A 23735-nucleotide genomic window follows, 5' to 3' on the forward strand; every position below is an offset into this window, starting at 1 on the left:
GGCCGGCATTTCGGGCATCTCGTGGATGGCCGTGGCTTCGGCCGGAGCCGGTGGGCCACAGGAACTGGGCCCTCGAGTGGGGTGCGTCACATGTCGAACCGCACCGTGTGGCTGATTTCGCGGCTGATTTCGTGGTCGGTGCTCGCCTTCCTCCTCTTCACAGCGGCCGGTTGCGCGCAATCGGGGACCACGGAACGCCCGGCGGCTTCTGCCGCGGCCACCGGCCAGAACCAGGGCCAAACTGGCGACGCCGGCCCGACGTCCCTGGAGGAACCCGGACCCGCATCGCCAGAACCAGCCGGCGGGGGAGCCTCGTCCCCCGCCGGGGCCGACCTGATTTCGGTCGAGGCCTTCTTGCAGGCCAACAAGGGGATCATCGCCTTTGTCTCCCAGGGGATGTCGGACTGGTCGAGCGGGCTCAAGGAGCTCGGTATCTTGCCCATCAGCCTCGACGGCAGTCCTCTGGAACACGCCACCCCACCGGCGATTCACATCGACCCAGCTCTGACTCCGCCGAGGGACGAGAGCCACCTCCGCGTTGTTGCCACCCGGGTCACCACCCTGGGGGCGTACATCGCGCGCATCGATCTCCATCCGGATTCCATCGACGTCACCATCGTGCCGCAGGATGGGACGTTCCACGACGTCGAGATCGACTTGAACCGGTACAAGAACGGCCAGCGCGTTCCTGTCCGCTTCATCGTCACCGGCCCGTACCAGGAATTCCTGGTCGAAAAGGTGCCGGCACGGGAGTAGGCCACGCGCCGGCACCTGGGCCAAAGGTCTGAAACCGCTACCTCACGCCCCGGCAGCTCATCCCTCACCGGTTCCGGTCCGCCGCCACCTCGTAGTGGATGTTGCGCGCCTCGAAGAAGTTGACGATCTCCGGCACGTCCACCTCGGTGGCCATCCACTGGGCCGGGTTGGGCGTGCCGAAGTGGGGCCCCAGGCCGAGTTCGTCCAGGCGCCGGTCGGTGACGTATTCGATGTAGGCGTTGAGATAGTCGGCGCTGACGCCCAGGATGGGCCGCGGCAGCAGAGCGCGGTTGTAATCCCGCTCCAGCTCAACCGCCCGCAGGATCAGCCCCTTGACTTCCCGGGCGAACGCGGGCGTCATCAGCTCGGGGTGCTCTTCCAAGAGCGCGGTGATCAGGTGGATCCCGAAGGACAGGTGCAGGCTCTCGTCCTTGAGCACCCAATCGACCAGGGTCGCCAGGCCCTTGAGCAGGTTGCGACGCCGGAAGGTGTAGGCGAACAGGAACCCCCCGTAGAAGAACACGCCCTCCAGGACGATGTAGTAGCCGATGAGGTTGCGCAGAAACGCCTGCCGCCCCTCCAGGGTCGAGACGTCGGGCCGGACCAGCAGCTGGCGGGTCAGCTCCTGCTGGAACGCCTCCTTGGCGCGGATGGCCGGCACGTCGCGGTGGGCGGCGAAGACCCGCTCCCGGTCGACGGGCAGGGTCTTGAGCACGTACTCGAAGGCCATGGTGTGGTTGGCCTCTTCCCAGATCTGCCGGGCCAGGTACAGCCGGACCTCCGGCGGCGTCAGCAGCGGGTAGATGGACATCACCAGGTTGTGAGTGACCAGGGACTCCATGGGATTGAAAAACCCCAGCAGCAGCTCCACGGCCCGCCGCTCGTCGTCCGTCAGGCGCAGCTCCCAGTCGCGGACGTCGTCGGCCAGGGGGATCTCCTCGGGGAACCAGGTGTTGCGCTTGCCCTGCTGGGCGTGGGCGTAGGCCCAGGGATACCGCAGCGGGAAGAGCTGGATGGGCTCCAGGGGGTCGCCGCCCAGCAGGCGGTCGCCCGGCTGGCGCGTGGTGGATGCCATGGGGATCTCCTCCTTTGGAACGGATAATGGAACGGATGTGGGACCCGGCACCGGGTGTTCGGGGTCGGGGCGGGCCGGACCGGCACGGCCCGCTCTCGTCCCTAACCGGATTCCCGGTCCCTGGCCGGGTCACTGGCACGCCTCACAGATCAGGTCCGGGTCGTCGGGACGAACCCGGCAGACCGCGGCGGCCTCCAGGGCACCGGGCGCGGAGGTCCCAGGTCGAGCCTGGGCGCCGGGTCCTGCCGTCACCGCCGCCTTCGCCGGCGCGGCCACGGTCGCCGCCACGGTTCCGTCGTCCAGGTTCCACCGCAGCTTGCGGCGCGCCTTGTTCACCCGCACCGTCGACGGCTCGGCGTACATCCGCGGCGCCATGAACAGGTAGTAGGTCGACTTCAGCCCCCGCCGCCACGCCTCGACGTACACTCGCTCCATGGCCCCCAGGTCGCGATCGGCCAGGAACAGGTTGCGGCTGATGCCCATGTCGACCCACTTCTGGGCCCGGGCGGCCACCTCCAGGTACGCCTCGGGCGGCACCTGGTAGGCGGTGGGGTAGCGGTGCCGGACGTCGGCGGGCAGCTCGGCGATGGGCTGGAGGTCGCCGCGTTCCTCCACGATGCGGTCGCGGACGGCCTCCCAGAGGCCCCGCCGCTCCAGCTCCTCCACCAGGACCCGGTTGATCTCGAGGAACTTGCCCGACAGGGTCTGCCGGGAGAAGACGTTGGCGTAGGGCGGATCCAGGCTCGGCGTGGTCCCCGCGATCAGGCTGATGGTCGCGGTCGGGGCGATGGCCATTACCGTGCCGTTGCGCATGCCTCTGCGAACCTGGGCCCGTACCGACTCCCAATCGAGGCGGGCGGTGCGGTCGACCGTCACGGGCTCCCCCCGCTCCGCCTCCAGGTCCGCCAGGGTGTCGACGGGGACGCGGCCTTGCGCCCACCCGCTCTCGGCGAAGGCGGGGAAAGGGCCGCGTTCGTCCGCCAGCCGGCAGGAGGCCAGGATGGCATGGTAGCTGATGAACTCCAGCACCCGGTCGGCCAGCTCGGCCGCCTCGGGGTCGGCGTAGCCCCAGCCCAGCCGGTTGACCGCCTCGGCGAAGCCCATCACCCCCAGCCCCACCGGCCGGTGGCGCAGGTTGGAGCGGCGCGCCTTCTCGATGGGGTAGAGGTTGAGGTCGATGACGTTGTCCAGGCCCCGCATGGCCACGGCCACCGTCTCGGCCAGGGCGTCCCAGTCGATGCCCCGCGGCCCCAGGTGGCGGGCCAGGTTGACGCTGGCCAGGTTGCAGACGGCCACCTCCTCGGCGGTGGTGGGCAGGAAGACCTCGGTGCACAGGTTGCTCGAGTGGATCACCCCCGGCAGCAGCGAGCGCAGGTTGCCGGCGTCCTTGAACACCAGCCAGGGGTGGGAGGTCTCCTGCAGGGTGGCCAGGATCTCCCGGAAGAGCTGCCGAGCGTCGACCCGCTTCCACGCCCGGGCCGGCAGCGCCCCGGCCTCGGCCTGGCGGATGCGCTCGGCGTAGGCGGCGGCGAAGGCTCGCCCCACCTTCTCCGGCAGCTCCGGCACGTAGGCCGGGTCGAACAGGTACCACGGCTCGCCGGCCTCCACGCGGCGCAGGAACTCGTCGGGGATCCAGAGGGCGGTGTTGACGCTGTGGGCCCGCAGGTACGGGTCGCCGCTGTTGCGCTTGAGGTCGAGGAAGGCCTCGATCTCCAGGTGCCAGGGCTCGAGGTACACCGCCAGCGTCCCCCGCCGGCGGCCGCCCTGGTTCACCGCCTTGATCAGGGCGTCGTAGAAGTGGATGAACGGGATGACGCCCGACGACTCGCCGTTGATCCCCCGCACCGGCGACCCGGCCGCCCGCAGCCGCGTCACCGAGGCCCCGATGCCGCCGGCGTATTTGGCCAGCCGGCCGAAGTCGCCCGCTGCCTCCAGGATGTGATCCATGGAGTCGTGGACGTCGGCCAGGTAGCAGGACGAGAGCTGGTGGTGGGGCGTGCCGGCGTTGAACAGGGTCGGCGTGCTGGGCAGGTAGCGGAAGGTGGACATGGCGTGGTAGAACCGGCGGGCCCAGGCCTCCCGGCGGCCGGGTTCTTCCGCCAGAGCCAGCCCCATGGCCACCCGCATGAAGAGGAACTGGGGCGTCTCCAGCCACTGCCGGCTCTCGGGCTCCCGCACCAGGTAGCGGTCCATCAGGGTCACCAGGCCGATGAAGGGCAAGATCTCGTCCCGCTCGGGGTGAAGGGCAGCGGCCAGCGCGTCGAGGTCGAAGGCCAGCAGCCGCTCGTCCAGCGCGCCGCAGGCCACGCCGCGGCGGACGTAAGCCGGGAAGGCGGCCCGGTAGGCCGCGGGGGACGGCGCCGGATCATCGAGGACGAACCGGTACAGCCGGCGCAGCCGCGCCCGCACGGCGACCCGCTCCATCCGAGGCTCGCGGTGCAGGTGCTGGGTGGCAGCCTGGACCAGGAGTTCTTCGACGGCCTCCCCCGGATCGCTGGTGGGCGCCGGATCGGCGGCGCCGGTGGGGTCGGTGGAGCCGGCTGGGCCGGTGGGGCCAGCGGCCAGCCAGCGCAGGTCTTGCTGGAGAAGCGCCTGAAGACGGCTGGCTGCAGGGATACCGGCAGTAAGCCGGTCCAAGACGGCCTGCAAGGGGGTCCCTCCTCCCTTCCGGCGGTTCCGCCCCCGGGGGCGCTGCCCCCTGGGTGCCGGTGCCCGGCCCGGTGGACCGGGCAAACGGTAGAGGGAGGAGGGGGCAGGGAATGGGCATTCAACGCCGGTCGCCGTCGTCCGGTCCTCTGATATGCAAAGCCGGCCCAGGCGGGGGCCGGTCGACGGCAAGGCGATGCCCGTCCTCGGCCCGCCCTCACCCCTCCGCGGGGGCGGAACGGAGGCACGGCGTGGGTACTCGGGCTTCCGGTCACGCCGGCCGGGAGCGGGTCCACCCGGGGCCCCGAAACCACCGTGGTAGGCGGGACAGGGGGAGGGAAGGACTGGCTCGTCCAGGGCCAGGCGCGGCCGGTTACCGTTGCGGGACAGCGCCGGATTTGCACCGGTCTTCCCCCAGCGGGCGGTCAGCCGACCGCCTCGCCCTGCCCTGTCGGGCAGGCACCGCGCCTGCGGCGGCGCGTCCGGTGGATGCCGGGAGTTTCGCCGCCGCACGCCAGATATGGAATCTTGTCCGCAAGGATGGTACTACATGTTGTGTCTCTAACCAAGGACGCCGGCGGTTTGTTTCCGGGGATGACGGCCGGTGGCCGTCAATTACCGGCTTCTGGCGCCGGTGGGCACCCGGGTTCTCCCGGAAACGGCACGGGGGCCACCGCCGCTCCCGGTGACCCTTCGTTGCCGGACGGTCCTCTAAGAACGTGCCGGCTGCGGGTGTCGTTGGGGATTCAGCGCCGCGATGAGGTCGTCGAGCGAACGGACCACGACCCAGTCCTGGGGGGTATGCCGCTGAAACAAGCCGTAGCGGTCCAGCAGGACGGCGTGGACACCCAGGTTGCGAGCGGGAAGGACGTCGTTGAGGAGATTGTCACCGACAGCCAGCATAGCGTCCCGCGGAACCCCGGTCGCCTGCTCAAGCCACGGGATGATCCGCCGCCACCCTTCAGGTTTACACGCATCGGCGAAGCACTGGCTGAAGGCGCCTTCCAGGCCCAGGGCCTCCACCATCGCCTGCGCATGGCCCGTGCTGGCGTTCGTCACAAGAACTCGGAGCGGTCCGTCCTTGGTGCGGAAGAACGTCTCGGCCCGGTACGATTCCGGCGGCGGTACCGACACCCACGAGCGCACTTCGGCCATGGCCTCCAGGCATTCGTCGGTTGAAACCCCGTACCGTAACGCCGCGGCCGTGACCAGCATCCAGGTGTCACCGAGGGCCAGGTACCGTCCCGTCGCCCCCACGTGACCGCCCGCCTCGCCGACCCGTTTCCACGGCCGAGGTGAAGCGTCGTCCCATGCGGATGCCACGCCGGGTTCCAGCTGAGGGTGGCCGAGGAGCACGCCCTCGACCCGGTCATAGATTCGTCCCAGCCGGAACCGGCGGTTTGGGTCTGTGAAAGGAAGCGCGTCATACAAGAATGCCCCGCGCAGGGAGCTGGGCAGGTGGGCCGCAAGGACCCGGGCGTACGCGGTGCTGTACAAGAGGTCATCATACAAGGTGCCATCGAGGTCGAAGATCACCATGCGGATCGCCCCGGCATCCGGCAGGGGAGGGTTCGTCCGGGTGACCACGCCTACCGGCCTGCCGGGGAGACTGCCGCCCCAGAGCCCGGCCGTGAACCCATCGTAGAGCGCCGGCACGCGGCTCACCTCCTCGAGGTTGTCAGCCAGCGCGGTTCACCTCCACCGGAGGGATCACGCCCCGCCCCCACCGTACCGCGCCCCGGTCGCCGGGCAGTTAAGGGCTTGTCAAGGATTGTGCAAGTTTTCCCGCTTCCGTCGCCACCGTACGTTAACGTGGCGGCGAAATCCCGTTAACCGTTTTTTTGGGGGCCTGGCAAAGAACCAGGGTCGCTGTTGCCCACCATTCGTAAGAAAGACGACGGGGCCGGCCGCCGCAACCGGCCGCCGGCCCGCACCAACGATTGCTCCGACGGGTTCCACCGTGCCCGTACCAATGTGCCTCAGGCGGCGTCCACCCCGGGCGTCACTGCGCCCCCACCAGGCCGATCCGGCCTTCGATGACGGCGTTGAAGGGCTGGGGCAGCTGCTGGACGTAGTCCACCAGGGCATCGATGTCCACCGGCCCCACCACCCGGTCCTGCCCCTCGGTGAAGACCGTGAAGTTGTCGCCGCCGGCGGCGATGAAGCTGTTGGCCGTGACGGTGTAACGGGCATCCAGGTCGAGGGGCCGGCCGTTGATGAAGACGTCGGCGGGATCGACCCGGTCACCGGGCGGCCGGGATGGATCCCAGCGGTAGGTGAGGCCGGAGACCTGCAGGATGCGCGGCCGGGATTGGTTCAGCCATTGCTGCTCCAAGAGGCGCTCGATCTGGGCCCCGGTCAGGGTCATCTTCACCAGGTCGTTGTTAAACGGCTGGATCTCGTAGAGCTCGCCCCAGGTGACCTCGCCGGCCGCCAGGTCGGCCCGGATGCCACCGGGATTCATGAAGGCCACGTCGGTTCCCATCGCCCAGCGCTGGGCGTCGGCGATCAGGTTGCCCAGCTCGGACTCGCCGGCCGGTGTCTGCTGCCGGGTGATGTCGTCGGCGGCCACGCCCACCACCCGGTTGATGATCGGCTCGACCTGCTCCTCGGCCCGGGCGACGATGCGGGCGATGCGGGGATCGGGCTCGTTGCCCGGTGCCACGTCGGCCCAGGTGTCGACGATGGCAGCCTCCTTGGCGATCACGTCCCCCGTGGCCCGGTCCAGCACCAGGTCGACGTCGGCGAAGGCGGTCCCGGAGGAATAGGCCTGGGTCACCAGCTTGCCGTCGATGGTGCCCCAATACCCGCGGTGGGTGTGGGCGGAAAGGACCACGTCGACCTCGTCGTCCAGGGCCGTGACGATGGGGACCACGTCACCGCTGATCGGTCCCCCGCGGCGATCGCCGTCGCCGCCCTGATGGAGCAGGACGATGATGGTCTCGATCCCCCGAGCCTTGAGCTCTGCCACGTAACGGTTGATGGCTTCGGCCTCGTCGAGGAAGCGGACGCCCGCCACCCCGGTGGGCGTGACGATGGTCGGCGTCTCCTTCAAGGTGGCGCCGATGAAGGCCACCGGGATCCCCCGCACCCGCACGATCCCGTAGGGCGGGAACAGCGGCTCGCCGGTCTCGGCGTCCACCACGTTGGCTGTCAGGTACTGGAAGCCCGCGCCGGGGAAGCAGCCGGTCTCAGGGTGGCAGCCCCCCTCCTGCAGCCGCTTGAGCTCGGCGACCCCCTCGTCGAACTCGTGGTTGCCCACGGCGCTGAAGAGGAGGTGCATGCGGCTCAAGGCTTCGATGGTGGGTTCATCCTGAAGCAGGGCGGAGACCGGCGGACTTGCCCCAACCAGGTCGCCCACCCCGACCCGCAGGGTGGCGATGCCCTGTTTCTGCGCCTCCTTCTCCCACCGGTCCCAGTAGGCGGCCAGCACGGCGGCACCGCCGATGGGCCGGCCGTTCAGGGTGCGGGACTGCAGGGCGCCGTGGAAGTCGTTGACGGCGAGGATCTGCAGGCGCACCGCCTCGTCGCTACGGCTGACATCGGCCGCCGCGCTCCATCCGTCAGGGCTACCGGCCGCCACGTTCACGACCGGCAGGAGGACAGCTACGACCAGGATCCCTGCCAGGGCAATCCTGGCCAAGATCCAGCCCGACCGTACTACCACCTTGGGGTAGAACACCATGGAGAAGCCCTCCTTCCGGCTCGCGCCGGGCGAATCAGCGGGTCGGTACGGACGCGCCAGCGGACGCAGACCCGTCCACGAGAAGGGTTCAGACGACCCTTAAGAAGGTACGAGCCGGTGCCAAGTTTTCGGCAACAAGGCCGGGAACAGCGTGTCCAAAGAACGGATGATCACCCAATCCCGGGCAAAATGCTGCGGGTAGAGGCCATACCGGTCTACCAGGACGGCCTGCACACCCAGTTCTCGCACAGGCAGCACGTCGTTGAGCAGGTTGTCGCCCACGGCCAGCATCTGCTGGCGGGGAATTCCAGTGACCTGCTCCAGCAGTGGGATGATCCGTCGCCACCCCTCCGGCTTTCCTGCCTCGGTGAAGCAGTGGCTGAAGGCCCCATCAAGCCCAAGGAATTTCAGGATCGTCTCGGCATGGCCCGTAGCAGCGTTGGTCACCAGAACACGGAGGGGCTCACCGGGAGCGGTAAAGAAGGGCTCTTCCCGGTAGGACTCGGGGGGCGGCACCGTAACCCACGAACGAACTTCGACCATCGCCTCGAGGCATTCGTCGGGGGAGAGCCCAAACCGCAGCGCCGTGGCCGTCACCAGCATCCACACGTCCCCGAGGCCCAGGTAGCGCCCCGGTGCTCCGATGTAGCCGCCGGTATTGGTGACCCGCCGCCACGGTGCAGGAGAACCTCCCTCCCAACGTACCGCCACGCCGGGTTCCAGCTGAGGGTGGCCATGCAGGACGTCCTCGATGCGATCGTAGATTCTCCCCATTCGCAGCCGGCGGTTCACGTCGGAGAACGGAAACGTCTCGCGCAGGAACGCGCCGCGAAGGTCCCCCGGCAGATGGGCCGCAAGGACCCGGGCATAAGCAGTGCTGTAGAGGAGGTCGTCGTACAGGGTACCGTCGAGGTCAAAGATCACCATCCGTACTGCACCGGGTTTCGCCTGGAACGGCAGGTCCGTTCACCTCCTTCCGCTGCGACCATATCCCGTCCCCACCTTACCGCGGCCTGCCGCCGCACCCGTTAAGGGCCCATCAAGGATTGCGTAAACTTCGGCAACAAAGCCATTACCGTTCCTGCAGATGGCGACCACAGTCCGGCCGGCGGCCGGGACCCACTCGAAACAGAAAAATGCCGGTACCGGACGAGGTCGCGGCCCCACCGGTACCGGCAGCTGGTAGCACTTGCGTGGGATCCGTTGCGCACGGCCTCATCGCCGCTTGACCACAACGGCTGGCCACTACAACTGCTGCGAAAATTGTTCGAAATACGCCAGCGACTCCGGATTGCTCATCGAATCCGGGTTCACCGCCTTCTCCCGCGGCGCGCCCATGAGGATCTTCTTGATGGGCACCTCGAGCTTCTTTCCGTTCAGCGTCCGCGGCACCTCGGGGACGGCCACGATGTCATCGGGCACGTGACGGGGCGAGAGGCTCTCCCGAATGCGCTGCTTGATGCGATTCCGCAGGGCATCATCCAGTTCCACCCCTTCCCGCAGCACGACGAACAGGGGCATGTAGGGCCCGCGGCCGGGCAGTTCCAGGTCGATCACCAGGCTGTCGAGGATCTCGGGGATGTCCTCCACCACCCGGTAGATCTCGCTGGTTCCCATGCGGACACCCTGGCGGTTGATGGTGGAGTCGGAACGGCCGTAGATGACGACGGTACCGCGGCGGGTGATCTTCACCCAGTCGCCATGGCGCCAGGTGCCGGGGAACATCTCGAAGTAGCTCTCCCGGTACCGCTTCCCCTCCGGATCGTTCCAGAAGAAGAGCGGCATGGAGGGCATGGGCTGGGTGATCACCAGCTCCCCGACCTGGTCCACCACGGGCCGGCCCTCCTCATCGAAGGCCTGCACATCCGCGCCCAGACAGCGGCACTGGATCTCGCCGGCATGCACCGGCAGCAGCGGGCAGCCGCCCACGAAGGCGGTGCAGAGGTCGGTGCCGCCGCTGACCGAGGCCACCCAGAGGTCCTTCTTGACGTGCTCGTAAAGCCACTGGAACCCTTCGGGAGAGAGGGGTGAGCCGGTGGAACCCACGCTCCGCAGGGCGCTCAGATCCAGCTCCCGGCCCGGTTCGATCCCGGCCTTCATGCAGGCGGTGACGTAGGCGGCGCTGGTGCCGAACAGTTTCATCCCCGTGGCCTCGGCAAAGCGCCAGAGGGCATACATGTCGGGATAGCCCGGGCTGCCGTCGTAGAGCAAAACCGTCGCCCCCACCAGCAGGCCGCTGACGAGGTAGTTCCACATCATCCAGCCCGTGGTGGTGAACCAGAAGAACCGGTCCCCCGGCCCCAGGTCGCTGTGCAGGGCCAGCATCTTGAGGTGCTCCAAGAGGATCCCGCCGTGGCCCTGGACGATGGGCTTGGGCAGGCCGGTGGTGCCCGAGCTGTAGAGGATCCACAACGGCTGGTCGAAGGGTACCTGCTCGAAGGTCAGGGGCCCGCCCTGGCGGAGCAGGTCGGACCAGGGCAGGGTTCGTCCGGGGAAGAACCCGGCCCCGCCGCCATCCCCGGCGGGGCCGCTACCCTGTCCCGCCGGGACCGGGCCGGCGACGGCCGCCATCCCACCGGCGACCGCCCGGCCGGCCCCCTCACCCAGGTACGGCACCAGCACCGTCGCCTCCAGGGACGGCAGCTGCCGCTGGAGTTCCGCTACCACCGGCCGCCGGTCGTAATCCCGGCCGTTGTAGCGGTACCCGTCAACGGCAAAGAGGATCTTCGGCTCGATCTGGCGGAAGCGGTCGGCCACGCTGGGCGCACCGAAATCGGGCGAGCAGCTGGACCAGATGGCCCCCAGGCTGGCGGTGGCCAGGAAGGCGATCAGGGCTTCGGGGATGTTGGGCAGGTAAGCCACCACCCGGTCGCCCGGCCCCACTCCCAGCTCCCGCAGTCCGCTGGCCACCGCCGCCACCTGCTGGATCAGGTCCGACCACGTCAACATGCTCAGAGGGCGCAGTTCGGACTGGTAGATCACCGCCGGGTCCTGGGGATCCACCACCGGCCGGGCGGGCGCGCTCCCGTCTTCGCCTGGCGTTCCCTGTCCGCCTGCCCTGGCGGTCGCGGCCCGCAAGGCATGCTGGGCGTAGTTGAGGCGCGCGCCCACAAACCACTGGGCGCCCGGCATCTCCCGCCGGCCCAGCACGCTGGCGTAGGGGGCCGACGCCTGGATGCCGAAGTAGTCCCAGAGGCTGCTCCAGAATCCTTCCAAATCCCGCACGGACCACTGCCACAGGGCTTCGTAGGTCGGAAAGGCCAGTCCCCGCTGCCGGGCCAGCCAGTCCATGTAATGGCGCATGCGGGAACGCTGCTGCAGTTCCTCGGAAGGCGACCAGAGCAGGGTGCCCTCGCTGACCGCCGCCATGACCCAACCCCCCATTGCCGGGCGGGCGACCCGCCCCCTGCATTCCTCGCCGGTTTGCCGGGACCGGTTCGCCGGGCGATGCACGCTGCCCGGCAAGCCGGGTCCGGTTGGACAAAGGAGATGATAAGCTCGGAAAACGATAGGACGGCGGGCACAAGCCCCGACACGCCAGGTCCCAAAGACCTGTACCATTACGAAAGGGGTTCGCAACACCAGGCGGGGACACCTGCCGGGTCCGGCCGGCGGCTGGCGGACCCGCTCGGGGAGCGGAACCGCTCCGGACAACGGCTGGCCAATTCCCGCGTACAGCGGTAAACAGACGTTAAGCGAAGGTTGGCGAAGCCTGAGTCCCGAGGCGCCGGGCGGTCTGGCCCGGCCACCGTCGGGAGGCGAAAGGAGGGGCCGCCGCCATGGTCTCCGAGCCGGCCACCCCAGACCACCGCCCCCGCTCGACGGGCGCGGAGTCCCTGCGGGGGGAACGCTGGCGTCGCCTGCGGCAGCTGGCCGCCCGCCTGCCCCAGTACGCGCAGCTGGCCCGCCTCATCCTGGCCCTGAACCGGCGGAACGGGGTCCCCGGTGGCGGGCGTGCCCGCCGGCTGGTTCTGGCGGGCCTCGCCTACCTCCTGGCACCCCTCGACCCGCTGCCGGGCTTTGTCCCCGTGCTGGGCCAGCTGGACGACCTGCTGGTGGCGCTCTTCACCCTGCGCCTGGCCCTGCGGTCCCTGCCCGCGCCCGTTCGCTCCTCCCTGCTGCGGCAGGCAGGGCTCGACAGCGCCACCGTGGAACACGACTGGCGCCTGGTCTGGGGCCTCTCCCGCGATCTGGTGGCCGCCACAGGGCGCGGTGCTTGGCGGCTGGGACGCGGCGGGGCCCGCGTTGTCGCTCGGCTGGGTCTTCACGCCGGGGCCCGGCTGGCCCGCCGCCTGCGGGCCCGCCTGTCTCGCCGCTCCCGGGCCAGGCCGTGATGCCGGCCCGTGGCGGGCCGGCATCACGGCCTGGCCGGCCTGAACGGCACCCAGAACCAGGGGCAGGCCCCCTAGACTCCATCGCATGGACCCTCTCGTGCTCCACCCCGGGGATGGGTCCACAGGGTCCACAGGGTCCATAAGGGCTCATCAGAGTGCCATCCGGAGCCCAAGGCGGCCGGAGCCCCCGTGCCCGGAGCCACCCCCACCCGGGCCCGGTCCCCGGCAGGGAACGTTCCCCGCCGGGGACCGGAGCTCACGCCACGCGGACCAGGATCCGCCCCCGCACCCGGCCGGCCAGAACGTCTGCGAAGGCCTCGGGCAGCTCGTCCAGCCCCACCTCGCGGCAGACCAAGGCGTCCAGGGCGGGCGGCCGCAAATCGCCGGCCAGCCGCTGCCAGATCCGCATGCGCAGGGGCATCGGGCAGTAGACCGAGTCGATGCCCAGCAGGGAGACGCCCCGCAGGATGAAGGGGAAGACGGTGGTGTTCAGCTGGCTGCCCCCGGTGAGGCCTACGGCCGCCACGGCGCCCCCGTAACGGGTGGTCCGCAACACATGGGCCAGGGTGTCGCCACCCACCGCATCGATGGCTGCCGCCCAAAGCTGCTTCTCCAGCGGCTTTCCGCCCTGCACCGCCACCTCGCTGCGGGGGATGACCCGGCTGGCCCCCAGGCGCTTGAGGTATTCCACCGCGCCGGCCTTGCCCGTGCTGGCCACCACCTCATACCCGCGGCGGGCCAGGATGGCCACGGCCACAGAACCCACGCCGCCCGTGGCGCCGGTGACCAGGACCGGGCCCTGGCCCGGCGCCAGGCCGTGTTCTTCCAGGCGATGGAGGGCCAGGGCGGCGGTGAACCCCGCCGTGCCCAGGATCATCGCCTCCCGCAGGTCGAGGCCGCGGGGCAACGGCACGACCCACTGGGCGGGCACCCGCGCGTATTCGGCGTAGCCCCCGTAGTGGCTGACCCCCAGCTCGAAACCCGTCACCAGGACAGGATCCCCGGGCCGGAAGCGGGGATCGGCCGACTCCACCACCTTGCCGGCCAGGTCGATACCCGGCACCATGGGATAGGATCGCACCACCCGGCCGTCGGGCCGGCTGGCCAGGCCGTCCTTGTAGTTGACGCCGGAATAGGCGACGCGAAGGGTTACCTCGCCCGGCGGCAGGTCGCCGGCACCCAGCGTACGCACCCCCTGGCGCAGGCTGCCGTCGCCGTCCCGCTCGACCAGGTAAGCCCTGAAAGACTCCGCCACCGCTGGAGTCATGGCAGGTCCCCCTTGTGGATGTTTCAGGCCTTCCCCTGCGCCCGGCGCTGCAGGTAATCGGCGATGCCGAAGGCACAGATGTCCAGGTCCAGGGCCACGGCGGGTTCCACCTCAGCCCAGTCCAGGCCGTGGGCCTCCGCGTCGCGGCGGATGTGCTCGGCCAGGCGGCGGCGGGTCTCCTCCGGGCCGGCCGGCCGCCCGTCCGCCTGCCCGCAGGCCACGAACAGGGGCACCTGTTCTTCCAGGCGCTCGGCGATCTCCTCGGGCGACAGGCTGGTGGCCGCAAAATGGGGCAGCAGCATCGTGGCCGGGCGCAACTGGGGCAGCCGCCGGGCGGACTGGAGCATGCGTTCCGGGTCGAACTGGTTGGGCGCGGTGGAAGGCAGGAGGTAGTCCCGGCCCAGGCGCCGGCAAAGGGCGGGATAGCGGACCCCCGCCTCGTCGGCGGTGACCAGAGCCCCTGTGCCCTCATCCAGGATCATGTACTGGTGCCGGGCATGGCCGCCGGCAGCGATGAACCGCAGCCGGTGGCCGGCCCCCAGATCCAGGGTCTCGCCGTCCTCCGGCGTGAGCATCCGCTCCGCAGCCACCGGCTCGGGCAGGCCGAAGAGGCTTTCCAGGCGATCCCCGAAGATCGCCCGGGCTCCCTGCACCAGCCGGGTCGGATCCTGCAGGTGCCGGGCGCCCCGCGGGTGGACCACCACCTGGGCCCGGGGCAGCAGCCGGGCCAGGGTACCGGCCCCCGCCGCGTGGTCCAGGTGGATGTGGGTCAGGATGATGTAGGCGATCTCGTCCCGGGGAACTCCCTGCTGCTCGAGGGCCTCCAGCCATGCCTGGACGCCGGCCCGGCCGCCCGTCTCGATCAGCGCCGGGCGGGGTGCCCGGATGAGGAACCCGGCCGTGCGCTCGGCCTGGCCGCCCTCCCGCAGGTCTACAACGAAGGTGTCGGGGGCCACCCAACCGGCCCCGCGCTCGCTTACGTTGGCGGTCACGGCCCCGCCCCCTCTGCTTGCCATCTTCCAGCAGGGATACATTACGCGAACCGGCGGCCGGTGCCTGCCGGCAGGCCGCGCGGGAGGCGGGCCGCATACCGCGGGCGTGCCCCGTTACAACCCGGCCGGCGGCCGGCGCAGGACGAACCAGTAGAACCCGTGGGGACCCAGGGTCAGAAAGTACGGCTCCTCCCCCACCGGAGGCAGGGCCGAGCCGCCGAAGGCGTCGGCAGGTATGGCGCCCCGGTACGGCCCGAGGCCAAGCCGGACCCCCTGGACGTAGCGGGACAGGTTGGCCACCACCAGAACCGCCAGATCGCCGTGGCGCCGGATGAAGGCCAGCACCCGGGGATTGTCGGCCTCGACCAGCTCCAGGCTGCCGCGGCCCAGCGCCGGCAGCCCCTTGCGCACGGCGATGAGCCGCCGCACCCAGTTCAGCCACGAATCGGGACTGGCCAGCTGGGCCTCCACGTTGACCGCTTCGTAGTGGTACGCCGGGTCGACCACCACCGGCGCGCAGAGCCGCTGGGGGTTGGCCGTGGAGAAGCCCGCGTTCCGCCCGCCGCTCCACTGCATCGGCGTCCGCACGGCGTGCCGGTCGGGGAGGTAGATGTTGTCCCCCATCCCGATCTCGTCGCCGTAGTAGATCACCGGCGTGCCCGGCAGGGAGAAGAGCAGCCCATAAGCCAGCTCCAGCCGCCGCCGGTCGTTGCCGAGAAGCGGGGCCAGCCGCCGCCGGATGCCCAGGTTGACCCGGGCCTGGGGGTCGGGCGCGTAGGCGTCCAGCAACGCCTCCCGCTCCTCGGGGCTCACCATCTCCAGGCTCAGCTCGTCGTGGTTGCGGAGGAACAGGGCCCACTGGCAGGCCGGGGCGATGGCCGGTTCGTCCCGCAGCACCTGCCAGATCGGCGCCGCCTCCTCCCGGGCCAGGGCCAGGAACAGCCGCGGCATCAGGGGGAAGTGGAAGGCCATGTGGCACTCGTCGCCCTGCAGGTAGCGGGCCAGCTCGGCCGGCGGCTCGTTGGCCTCGGCCAGCAGCACCCGCTCGCCATACCGGGCCTCCACGTGGGCCCGCAGCTCGCGGACGAAGGCGTGGGTCTCGGGCAGCCCCGCGCAGGAGGTCCCCTCCGCTTCGAAGAGGTAGGACACAGCGTCCAGGCGGAAGCCGTCGACACCCAGGCGCAACCAGAAGTCGACCACCCGCAGCATGGCCCGGCGGACCAGGGGGTTGGCGTAGTTCAGATCGGGCTGGTGGGCGTAGAAGCGATGCCAGTAGTAAGCCCCCGCCACCGGATCCCAGGTCCAGTTCCCCTCTTCGAAGTCGGGGAAGATCACCCGCACCCCCCGGTACCGGTCGGCCGTGTCGCTCCAGACGTAGAAGTCCCGCCAGCGGCTGCCGGGCCGCGCCCGCCGGGCCCGCTGGAACCAGCGGTGCTGGCGGGAGGTGTGGTTCAGCACCAGGTCGGCGATCACCCGGATGCCGCGGCGGTGGGCCTCGTTGAGGAACCGCCGGAATTCCGCCAGGGTGCCGTAGGCCGGGTGGACGGCCGTGTAGTCGGCGATGTCGTAGCCGTCGTCCGCCAGGGGCGAGGGATAGAAGGGCAAGAGCCAGAGGGCGGTGACCCCCAGCTCCTGCAGGTAGTCCAGCTTGGCCGTGAGGCCGCGGAAGTCGCCGATCCCGTCGCCGTTGCCGTCGGCGAAGGTCCGCACGTGCAGCTCGTAGATCACCGCGTCCTTGTACCACAAGGACGGTGGAACCGGCTGTGGGGCACCGCCCGGCGCCGGCCGGCGCGGGGCCGGGGACGCCTTTGCCTTGTTCGGCGAGGCGCCCGCCCTGGCGGGCGGGGTCGACCCCGGCCCTGACGCCTTCCCGGGCGCCGGGGCCGGGATCAGGGGCCCGGTGCCCGGGTTCCCCTCCCGGACCGCCACCAGCGCCGTCGCCACACCATCGGCCTTTGCCGAGCCACCGTCACCCGTCGCCGGCGGGGAGCCATCGCGGCCGGCCGCCGGCTGGCCGGCCTGTCCCTCAGGCGCCTGCACGCCACCGGTCCCTCCCACAGGGATGCAGCATCCGGGGCAACATCCTATGCAGGCGCCCGGAGCCCGGTCAAGGGGCGCCGGACCGGCGGGCGCGGCCCTTGCCTGTCCCAGCCGCCCTGGGGCGCCCAACGCCGCCATCAGGCGGCGCAGGCTTCACCGCGCACCGTTTTGGCCGCGGCACCGCTTTCACCTTTCACCGGGCCATCACACCGTGCCCCCGTTTCGCTTTCCATGCCCCGTTCACTTCAGGGTCCAGCCCACCAAACCCTTGACGTAGTACCGCTGCAGCAGGGCGAACACCAGCACCGGCACGGCCATCACCAGCAGCGCCGCCGCCGAGAGCAACCCCCAGTCCACGTGGTACTGGCCGCGCAGCAGCGGGATGCGCTGGGTGGCCAGCAGCAGGTCCGGCCGGTACACCAGCACCAGGGCCAGAAAGAAGTCGTTCCAGACCCAGGTGGACTGCAGCGCCGCGGCCGACGCCAGGGCAGGCAGGCTCATGGGCAGGATCACCCGCAGGAAGATCTGCCAGCGGCCGGCCCCATCCAGCAGGGCCGCCTCCTCCACCTCGCCCGGCAACGTGGCGAAGTAGTTGCGGAAGAACAGGATCATCCACGGCAGCGCCCAGGCCGTGTGGGCCAGGACCAGGCCGGTGTAGGTGTTGACCAGGCCCGCGTCCCGCAGCAGGCGGAACAGGGGCACCGCCACCATCTGCTGGGGCACCGCCAGGAGCAGGACGACCCCCATCATCAACGGGCGCCGGGTGCGGGAGCGGGAGCGGGAGAGGCCGTAGGCCGCCAGGGACCCCAGCAGCAGGGGCAGCAGGGTGCCCGGCACCGCGACCCGCAGGGAGTTGAGCAGGCCCTCCGCCATGGCCGCCGTCGGGTGGTGGAGAACCCGGCTGAAGTTGGCGCCGCTCAAGGTCAAGGGTTCCAGCCGCCACCAGCCGTGGAGGAGCTCGCCGGAGGGCCGCAGGGCGCTCATGGCCACCCCGGCGAAGGGGACGACCCACAGCAGCCCGAGCCCCCACGCCAGGGCGTGGCGCAGGAGGGCGGCCGCCCACCGCCGGCGGCTGGCGGGCATCCGGCCTCCGGGGCGGGCCGCGGCGGGACGGGTCGCGGCCGGATGGCCCTGGGGACCGGCCCGCCGGCTCTGGGAACCGGCCCAACGGCACCGGGGAACGGCCTGCCGGGACCGGGGACCGGCCCCACCGCTCCCAGGGAGCGGGCTGGGTTGTCCGGGCTTCACGGGCGCTCGCCCCCTTCCGCCGTGCGCAGGAACCAGAGGCCGATCAGCAGGGTGCAGAGGGTCAGCAGGGTGGCCACCGCGGCCGCCCGGTGGGGGTCCAGGGAGCGGAAGCCGTAGAAGTACATCTGCAGGGCCAGCACCATGGAGGCCCCGCCGGGGCCGCCCTGGGTCGCGGTGTAGACCAGGTCGAAGATCTTCAGTTCCCACAGCACCGTCATCGCCACGACGACCGCCGTCACCGGGCGCAGGGCCGGCCAGGTGATGTGCCGGAAGCGGGCCCACCAGCCGGCGCCGTCGACCATGGCCGCCTCGTAGTAGGCCCGCGGGATCGTGCCCAGGCCGGCCGCGTAGAGGACCATGGCAAACCCGGCCCACAGCCAGACGGAACCCAGGATCAGGGCGGGCAGGGCCAGCTGGGGATAGGCCGTCCAGGTCCGGGCCAGGGCGTCGACGCCCAAGGCCCGGAATACGGCGGGCACCACGCCCGCGTTTTCATCGAAGAGGAACCGGATCAGCACCCCGCCCACCACCAGGGGCGTCACCATGCCCAGGAAGACGAAGGCCCGCAGGAGGGTGGCGCCCCGGACCTCCCGCAGCACCAGGGCGAGGAGCAGCCCCAGCCCCACGGTCAGGGGCAGGTGGATGAGGATCCACACCAGGTTGTGGAGGACCGAACCCCACGGCGGCGATTCCAGAGGGAAGCGGCCCGGTGCCCAGGTCTCCGGGTCCCGGAGCACGGCGGCGAAGGCGGCGAGACCCGTCCAGCGGCCGTCGGGGCCGGTGAAGGCGAGCCACAGGGTCTGGACGGCCGGGACGACGACCAGGCCCAGCACCAGCAGCAGGGCCGGTGCCGCCAGCCAGAGGGGATCCCACCCCCGGCGCCGGGGGGCGACGGGGGTGGGATCGGGCCGGTTCGTCCCCAGTCCCAAGGGCTGGTCGGGGAGGCTCACCGCGGCTCACCTCCCCCGCTCCTGCTCCAGGCGTTCCAGCACCCCCTGCCACTGGCCGGGATCGACCCAGAGCAGCTTCAGCTGGTCCCAGAAGGTGCGCTGCCAGTCGCCGCCGATGGCATCGTCCAGGTCGGGCAGCAGCTCGGCACCCTCGAGCAGCTGCACCACCTGCTGGTCGACGGCGGGGTGGGCGTCGGCCGGCACGTCGTTGCGGCCGGAGAGCTTACCGCCCTGCCGCACCCGCAGCTCCATGCCCTCGCGGCTGATCAGGAAGGCCACCAGCCGCTTGGCCTGTTCGACCCGCGGGCTATGCTGGGGGACGAACATGTAGTCCGTGGCGGCCACCATCCCCTTGGCGCCGGGCAACGGGAAGACGCCCAGGTCGGAGGGGTCCTCCACCATGCCGGTCAGCCAGTTGCCCATGAAGTAGAGGCCATACTCCCCCTGCCACCACAGTTGGGCCGCCTGGGTCCAATCCATGGGGTCGCTGAAGTACTCCAGCGCCGGCACCAGCCGGTCCCGGAAGATGGCCTGGACCTGGGGGTCGGTCCACGCCACCCGGCCCTCGATCGGCCCGCGCTGCAGGTCGGGCCCGCCGAAGGCGATCAAGAAGTGCTCGACCACGTCGGACAGCGGCCAGCCGGTGCCGTCGCCGCTGGCCACCGGCGCCTGGATGCCGTCGATGGCGGCCAGGCGCTCCAAGAGGGCCATGAACTCCTCCCACGTGGACGGCACCTGGAGGTTGTGCTCGGCGAAGAATGACTTGCGGTACCAGAAACCGGGCTTGACCGTCAGGGCGTAGGGGACGGCGACCACCCGGCCATCCGCCTCGGCCGCGGGCATGCGGAAGGCGGAGGCCTCGGCCTGCCAGACGTCGCCCAGGTCGGCGGCGTCGGCGGCGTGCTCCTTGATCCACCAATCCCACATGAAGATCACGTCGGCCGGGGTCTCGCCGGCTTCGAACTGGGCCGGCAGGACCTGGGCCAGGTCCTCATAGCGCTGGGTCTGGTACTCGATGGTGACCCCGAGCCGCCGCTCCGCCTCTTCCAGCACGGGGAGGAACTGCTCCATCTCCGGGCCCGACCAGGGACCGATGACCGTCAACCGGTCCGCCGCCTGGTCCCCGCCGGTGCCCTGCGCGTCCTGGCCTCCGGAGCCGCCCTGGCCGCAGGCCGTGAGCAGCAGCGCGGCCAGCACGACCAGCGCGGTCCAGCGTCCGATCCGCCCCATGGTTCCCACCTCCGGGCTGGTGTGTGTTCGGGGGAGGGAGAATCCCCCGTTTCTTTTTATTACCACACCGGCTGCCGGCGGCCTGGCGGCGGTCGCCATCGCCTGGTGGGTCGCTCTTTCCGGTGGACCCCGCTTGATGGAAATACCCGCAACTGCGCCCGCAATTGCCCACGGGCAGGAGGGAAGGGGTGGGTGTCGAATTGTTGATTTTTAGGAACCCACGTGGAGCCTTTGCGGAACCCGGCCCCTTCGTACCCAACCTGCGCACCTGGTGGGAACCTTCGACGGCGGGAACCTTCACGACGATGGGGGATCCGAGCATGGCAGAGGTCCGGCTGGTGGACGTGACGAAGCGCTTCGGCTCCACCGTGGCGGTGGACGGGGTCTCCCTGGACATCGCCGACGGGGAGTTCCTGGTCCTGGTGGGGCCGTCGGGCTGCGGCAAGTCGACGCTGCTGCGGCTGATCGCTGGCCTCGAGGACGTGAGCGAAGGGGAGGTCTACATCGGCGACCGCCTGGTCAACGACGTCCCGCCCAAGGACCGGGACGTGGCCATGGTCTTCCAGAACTACGCCCTCTACCCCCACATGACGGTCTACGACAACATGGCCTTCGGCCTGCGGATGCGCAAGGTGCCGCGGGACGAGATCGACCGCCGGGTGCGCCAGGCCGCGGAGACCCTGGGCCTGACGAACCTGCTCAAGCGCCGGCCGGCCCAGCTCTCGGGCGGCCAGCGGCAGCGGGTGGCGCTGGGGCGCGCCATCGTCCGCGATCCGAAGGTGTTTTTGATGGACGAACCCCTCTCCAACCTGGACGCCCAGCTGCGGGTGCAGATGCGCACGGAGCTGGCCCGGCTGCACCAGCGCCTGGGCACCACCACGATCTACGTGACCCACGATCAGGTGGAGGCTATGACCCTGGGCGACCGCATCGCCGTGCTCCGGGACGGGAAGCTTCAGCAGGTAGCGACGCCCCACGAGATCTACGCGCGGCCGGCCAACGTGTTCGTGGCCTCCTTCATCGGCTCGCCGCCCATGAACTTCATCCGTGGGGTGGTGGAACGCGGCGACGGGGAGGTGCGCTTTGCGGGTGCCGGCCTGACCTGCCGCGTGGAGGGCGAGCTGGCGGAGGCGGCCGAGGCGTACGTCGCGGGCGGGACCGGTTCCACCGGCGGGGAGACGCAAGGAGGCCTGGGGGCGGCCAGCGGGCGACGGGAGGTCCTGCTGGGGATCCGGCCGGAGCACATCCACGCCCGGCCGGCGGACGCGGCCGGGAGCGGCGGCGACGCCCCGGGAGCCCACCTGGTGGCCACCGTCGAGGTGGTCGAACCGCTGGGTGCCGAGACCTTCGTGTACGTGACGGCGGGGCCGGTGAGCCTGACGGTGCGGGTCGACCCGCGGCTGGCGGTACGCCCGGGCGACCGGCTGGCGCTGACCCTGGACGCCGAGCACCTGCACCTGTTCGACGCCGCCACCGAGCAGTCGGTCCGGGAGCTGGCGGCGGTGGTGCCGGCTTAGCGGTACGGCGTGGGGTCAACCGGTCGACCGGTGCCCCCGGGCAACACGGCCGGCCGGTGGGCCCGGAGCAGACAAGACAAGGAGGCCCCGGCCGGGTGCTCAGCTTCGATGTGGACGGCGTGCGCTTCAACCTGCGGGTCGCCGGCGTGATCCTCGCCGGCGACCATGTTCTTCTGAACCAGGTCGCCGGCACCGATTACTGGTTCCTACCCGGTGGCCGGGTCGAAGGGGGCGAGGCGACGGGCGCTGCCCTGCACCGGGAACTGCACGAGGAGCTCGGCGTCAACGTCCAGGTGGGCCGCCTGCTCTGGGTTGTCGAATCCTTTTTTACCTTGCAAGGGCGGCGGTTTCACGAGCTGGGGTTCTACTACCGGGTGACGCTGCCCGATTCCCCGGGCGGACGGGTCCCGGCGCGGGGGCAATCAAGCCACCGGCAGGATGGGCCCAACCTGCTGACCTTCCGCTGGTTCCCCCTTGATGACCTCGGCCACGGCGTGCGGCTCTTGCCGCCCTTCCTGTGCGAAGCGCTGGCCCACCCGCCCGTGACCACCTGCGACCTGGTGTACCGGGACGAACCGGCCAAATCCTAGCACCCTACGCCACCGGACTTCGGCCTTGCCCCTCCGCCAGGGATTCGCCGGCCCGCGCCAGGGACTTGGGACTTGCTTCCTCACCAGGGGCTCTCGGCTCACGCCTCGCCGGGGGGTGGGTCTTGCGGCTTGCGATGGCCCCGCGCCACGGCCGGAGCTACCGGCGCCGGCCGTGGCTCCGGGTCGGTCGCGGACCCCGGCCGGGACCGCCCGCCGGTTTCCGATCCGTTGCGGGTGGCGGTGCCGCCGGCCGGAGCACCGGGAACCGGTTCAGCCGGTGAGGAGGGGACGCGGCCGTCCCCGTGGCCCGCGTGGGAGGATGGGGCGCGCTTGCCGGGTTCGTCCGACACGGCATCGGTCTGGCGGGACCCGGTGCCGGCGGCAGGCGCGCTCCCCGCGGCCACCTCCGGCGCGGGCGTCGCGGCGGGCCGGCGGCTCTGGAAGATGAACAGGCCCGTCAGGAACAGGGTTGCCAGGACGTGGCCGGCCAGCAAGACGGGTTCGGGCGCGCCGGCCAGGGCCTCGTGGACGACCCGGTCCTTGAGCAGCATCTCGACGGCCACCCAGACCAGGATCCCGGCGCCCACGTAGGTCAGCCAGGGCCAGCGATCCATGAGCCCGCTGAGCAGCGAGCTCCCCCAGATGATCAGCGGCACCGACAGCGCCAGCCCCAGCACCAAGAGGCCCAGGTGCCCCCCCGAGACCCCCACCAGGGCCAGGACGTTGTCCAGCGACATCACCACGTCGGCCAGGATGATGGTCTGGACGGCCTCCCAAACGTTGGCGGCTTCGCGGACGTTGTCGTGTCCGCTGTGGTCGTCGATCACCAGCTTGCGGGCGATCCAGAGCAGGAGGAGCCCGCCGACTGCCTGGAGCAGGGGGATATGCAGAAGCCACGTGACCGCGGCCGCCAGGGCCAGGCGGAGCCCCACGGCGCCGCCGGCGCCCAGGAGGATCGCCTGCCGGCGCATCCGCCCGTGCAGGCGGCGGGCCGCCAGGGCGATGACCACCGCATTGTCACCGGCCAGCAGCAGATCTACAAACACAAGCCCAAAGAACCGTGCCGCCTGTTCCCACAGATCTGCCACGCATCATGCCTCCCGGGAGTTTGAAGCAGGATGGACGCCGCACCGCTTGTACACCCCACGCGCGGCACCCCGGGACGCCGCAGGACGACCGCCCGCACCGCCGGGGGTGACCTCGCCGAGGGCGTTACCTATAAGGTACCACTCCTGGACGGTGGTGAGGCTGGCGGCCCGAACCAATGCGGAACGGGGGCCCAGCGCCCGGGCCGCCCGAACCGCGCTGCCGGGCCGGCGGTACCGGGTCGGGGGTGGCCGGGGGTGGCCGGGCCGGGACCGTGCGCTGGGGGTCCGGACCGGGCCATACTGTGAAGGCGGTGGGG

Annotated in this window: 17 protein-coding genes and 1 riboswitch; of the genes, 4 read left to right on the forward strand and 13 right to left on the reverse strand. The window is 70.7% G+C overall.

The window, feature by feature from the left end; translation table 11 throughout:
* Positions 1 to 90 precede the first annotated feature (90 nt).
* Positions 91 to 756 carry a hypothetical protein gene (locus ACYQ02_RS08535; protein ID WP_460040020.1) on the forward strand — a complete coding sequence of 222 codons (666 nt, stop codon included), beginning with the start codon at positions 91 to 93 and terminating at the stop codon, positions 754 to 756.
* Positions 757 to 820: 64 nt separating this feature from the next.
* On the opposite strand, the gene ACYQ02_RS08540 is transcribed toward ACYQ02_RS08535, so the two are convergent.
* From ACYQ02_RS08540 to ACYQ02_RS08565, 6 genes are all read right to left on the reverse strand, one after another.
* On the reverse strand, positions 821 to 1831 hold the full coding sequence (locus ACYQ02_RS08540; protein WP_460040021.1) for a ribonucleotide-diphosphate reductase subunit beta: 1011 nt from the start codon (positions 1829 to 1831) through the stop codon (positions 821 to 823).
* 129 nt (positions 1832 to 1960) lie between these two features.
* Positions 1961 to 4480, reverse strand: coding sequence for a ribonucleoside-diphosphate reductase subunit alpha (locus ACYQ02_RS08545; protein WP_460040022.1), 2520 nt, complete (start codon positions 4478 to 4480; stop codon positions 1961 to 1963).
* 316 nt (positions 4481 to 4796) lie between these two features.
* Positions 4797 to 4933, reverse strand: a riboswitch (cobalamin riboswitch).
* A 255-nt stretch (positions 4934 to 5188) separates the two neighbouring features.
* The gene (locus ACYQ02_RS08550) at positions 5189 to 6133 is read right to left on the reverse strand and encodes an HAD family hydrolase (RefSeq protein ID WP_460040023.1); all 945 of its coding nucleotides are present in this window, start codon (positions 6131 to 6133) and stop codon (positions 5189 to 5191) included.
* Between the two features lie 346 nt (positions 6134 to 6479).
* The gene (locus tag ACYQ02_RS08555) at positions 6480 to 8162 is read right to left on the reverse strand and encodes a bifunctional metallophosphatase/5'-nucleotidase (RefSeq protein ID WP_460040024.1); all 1683 of its coding nucleotides are present in this window, start codon (positions 8160 to 8162) and stop codon (positions 6480 to 6482) included.
* 99 nt (positions 8163 to 8261) lie between these two features.
* On the reverse strand, positions 8262 to 9089 hold the full coding sequence (locus tag ACYQ02_RS08560; RefSeq protein WP_460040025.1) for an HAD family hydrolase: 828 nt from the start codon (positions 9087 to 9089) through the stop codon (positions 8262 to 8264).
* Positions 9090 to 9407: 318 nt separating this feature from the next.
* Positions 9408 to 11531 (reverse strand): acetoacetate--CoA ligase, encoded by a 2124-nt coding sequence (locus tag ACYQ02_RS08565; RefSeq protein WP_460040026.1) that lies wholly within the window; start codon positions 11529 to 11531, stop codon positions 9408 to 9410.
* 410 nt (positions 11532 to 11941) lie between these two features.
* On the opposite strand from ACYQ02_RS08565, the gene ACYQ02_RS08570 reads away from it, so the two are divergent.
* Positions 11942 to 12496 carry a YkvA family protein gene (locus ACYQ02_RS08570; RefSeq protein ID WP_460040027.1) on the forward strand — a complete coding sequence of 185 codons (555 nt, stop codon included), beginning with the start codon at positions 11942 to 11944 and terminating at the stop codon, positions 12494 to 12496.
* Positions 12497 to 12752: 256 nt separating this feature from the next.
* Here ACYQ02_RS08570 and ACYQ02_RS08575 read toward each other — a convergent pair whose 3' ends face one another.
* The 6 genes from ACYQ02_RS08575 to ACYQ02_RS08600 all read right to left on the reverse strand — a co-directional run bounded on the left by ACYQ02_RS08575 (position 12753) and on the right by ACYQ02_RS08600 (position 20223).
* Positions 12753 to 13763 carry an acrylyl-CoA reductase family protein gene (locus ACYQ02_RS08575; RefSeq protein ID WP_460040028.1) on the reverse strand — a complete coding sequence of 337 codons (1011 nt, stop codon included), beginning with the start codon at positions 13761 to 13763 and terminating at the stop codon, positions 12753 to 12755.
* A gap of 23 nt (positions 13764 to 13786) precedes the next feature.
* A complete protein-coding gene (locus tag ACYQ02_RS08580) occupies positions 13787 to 14755 on the reverse strand; it encodes an MBL fold metallo-hydrolase (RefSeq protein WP_460040029.1) in 969 nt (322 codons plus the stop codon).
* Positions 14756 to 14869: 114 nt separating this feature from the next.
* Positions 14870 to 16501, reverse strand: coding sequence for a maltose alpha-D-glucosyltransferase (treS, locus tag ACYQ02_RS08585; RefSeq protein WP_460040030.1), 1632 nt, complete (start codon positions 16499 to 16501; stop codon positions 14870 to 14872).
* Between the two features lie 534 nt (positions 16502 to 17035).
* The gene (locus ACYQ02_RS08590; RefSeq protein WP_460040031.1) at positions 17036 to 17878 is read right to left on the reverse strand and encodes a carbohydrate ABC transporter permease; all 843 of its coding nucleotides are present in this window, start codon (positions 17876 to 17878) and stop codon (positions 17036 to 17038) included.
* A 161-nt stretch (positions 17879 to 18039) separates the two neighbouring features.
* On the reverse strand, positions 18040 to 18993 hold the full coding sequence (locus tag ACYQ02_RS08595) for a carbohydrate ABC transporter permease (RefSeq protein ID WP_460040032.1): 954 nt from the start codon (positions 18991 to 18993) through the stop codon (positions 18040 to 18042).
* Positions 18994 to 18999: 6 nt separating this feature from the next.
* Positions 19000 to 20223 carry an ABC transporter substrate-binding protein gene (locus ACYQ02_RS08600; RefSeq protein ID WP_460040033.1) on the reverse strand — a complete coding sequence of 408 codons (1224 nt, stop codon included), beginning with the start codon at positions 20221 to 20223 and terminating at the stop codon, positions 19000 to 19002.
* 320 nt (positions 20224 to 20543) lie between these two features.
* Between ACYQ02_RS08600 and ACYQ02_RS08605 the strand changes: the two genes are divergently transcribed.
* Complete coding sequence (locus ACYQ02_RS08605; protein WP_460040034.1) at positions 20544 to 21740, forward strand: ABC transporter ATP-binding protein; 1197 nt, start codon at positions 20544 to 20546, stop codon at positions 21738 to 21740.
* Positions 21741 to 21835: 95 nt separating this feature from the next.
* On the forward strand, positions 21836 to 22330 hold the full coding sequence (locus tag ACYQ02_RS08610) for an NUDIX hydrolase (RefSeq protein WP_460040035.1): 495 nt from the start codon (positions 21836 to 21838) through the stop codon (positions 22328 to 22330).
* 98 nt (positions 22331 to 22428) lie between these two features.
* On the opposite strand, the gene ACYQ02_RS08615 is transcribed toward ACYQ02_RS08610, so the two are convergent.
* Positions 22429 to 23418 (reverse strand): TerC family protein, encoded by a 990-nt coding sequence (locus ACYQ02_RS08615; protein WP_460040036.1) that lies wholly within the window; start codon positions 23416 to 23418, stop codon positions 22429 to 22431.
* Between the last annotated feature and the right edge of the window lie 317 nt (positions 23419 to 23735).

The organism is Thermaerobacter litoralis, from assembly GCF_054654595.1.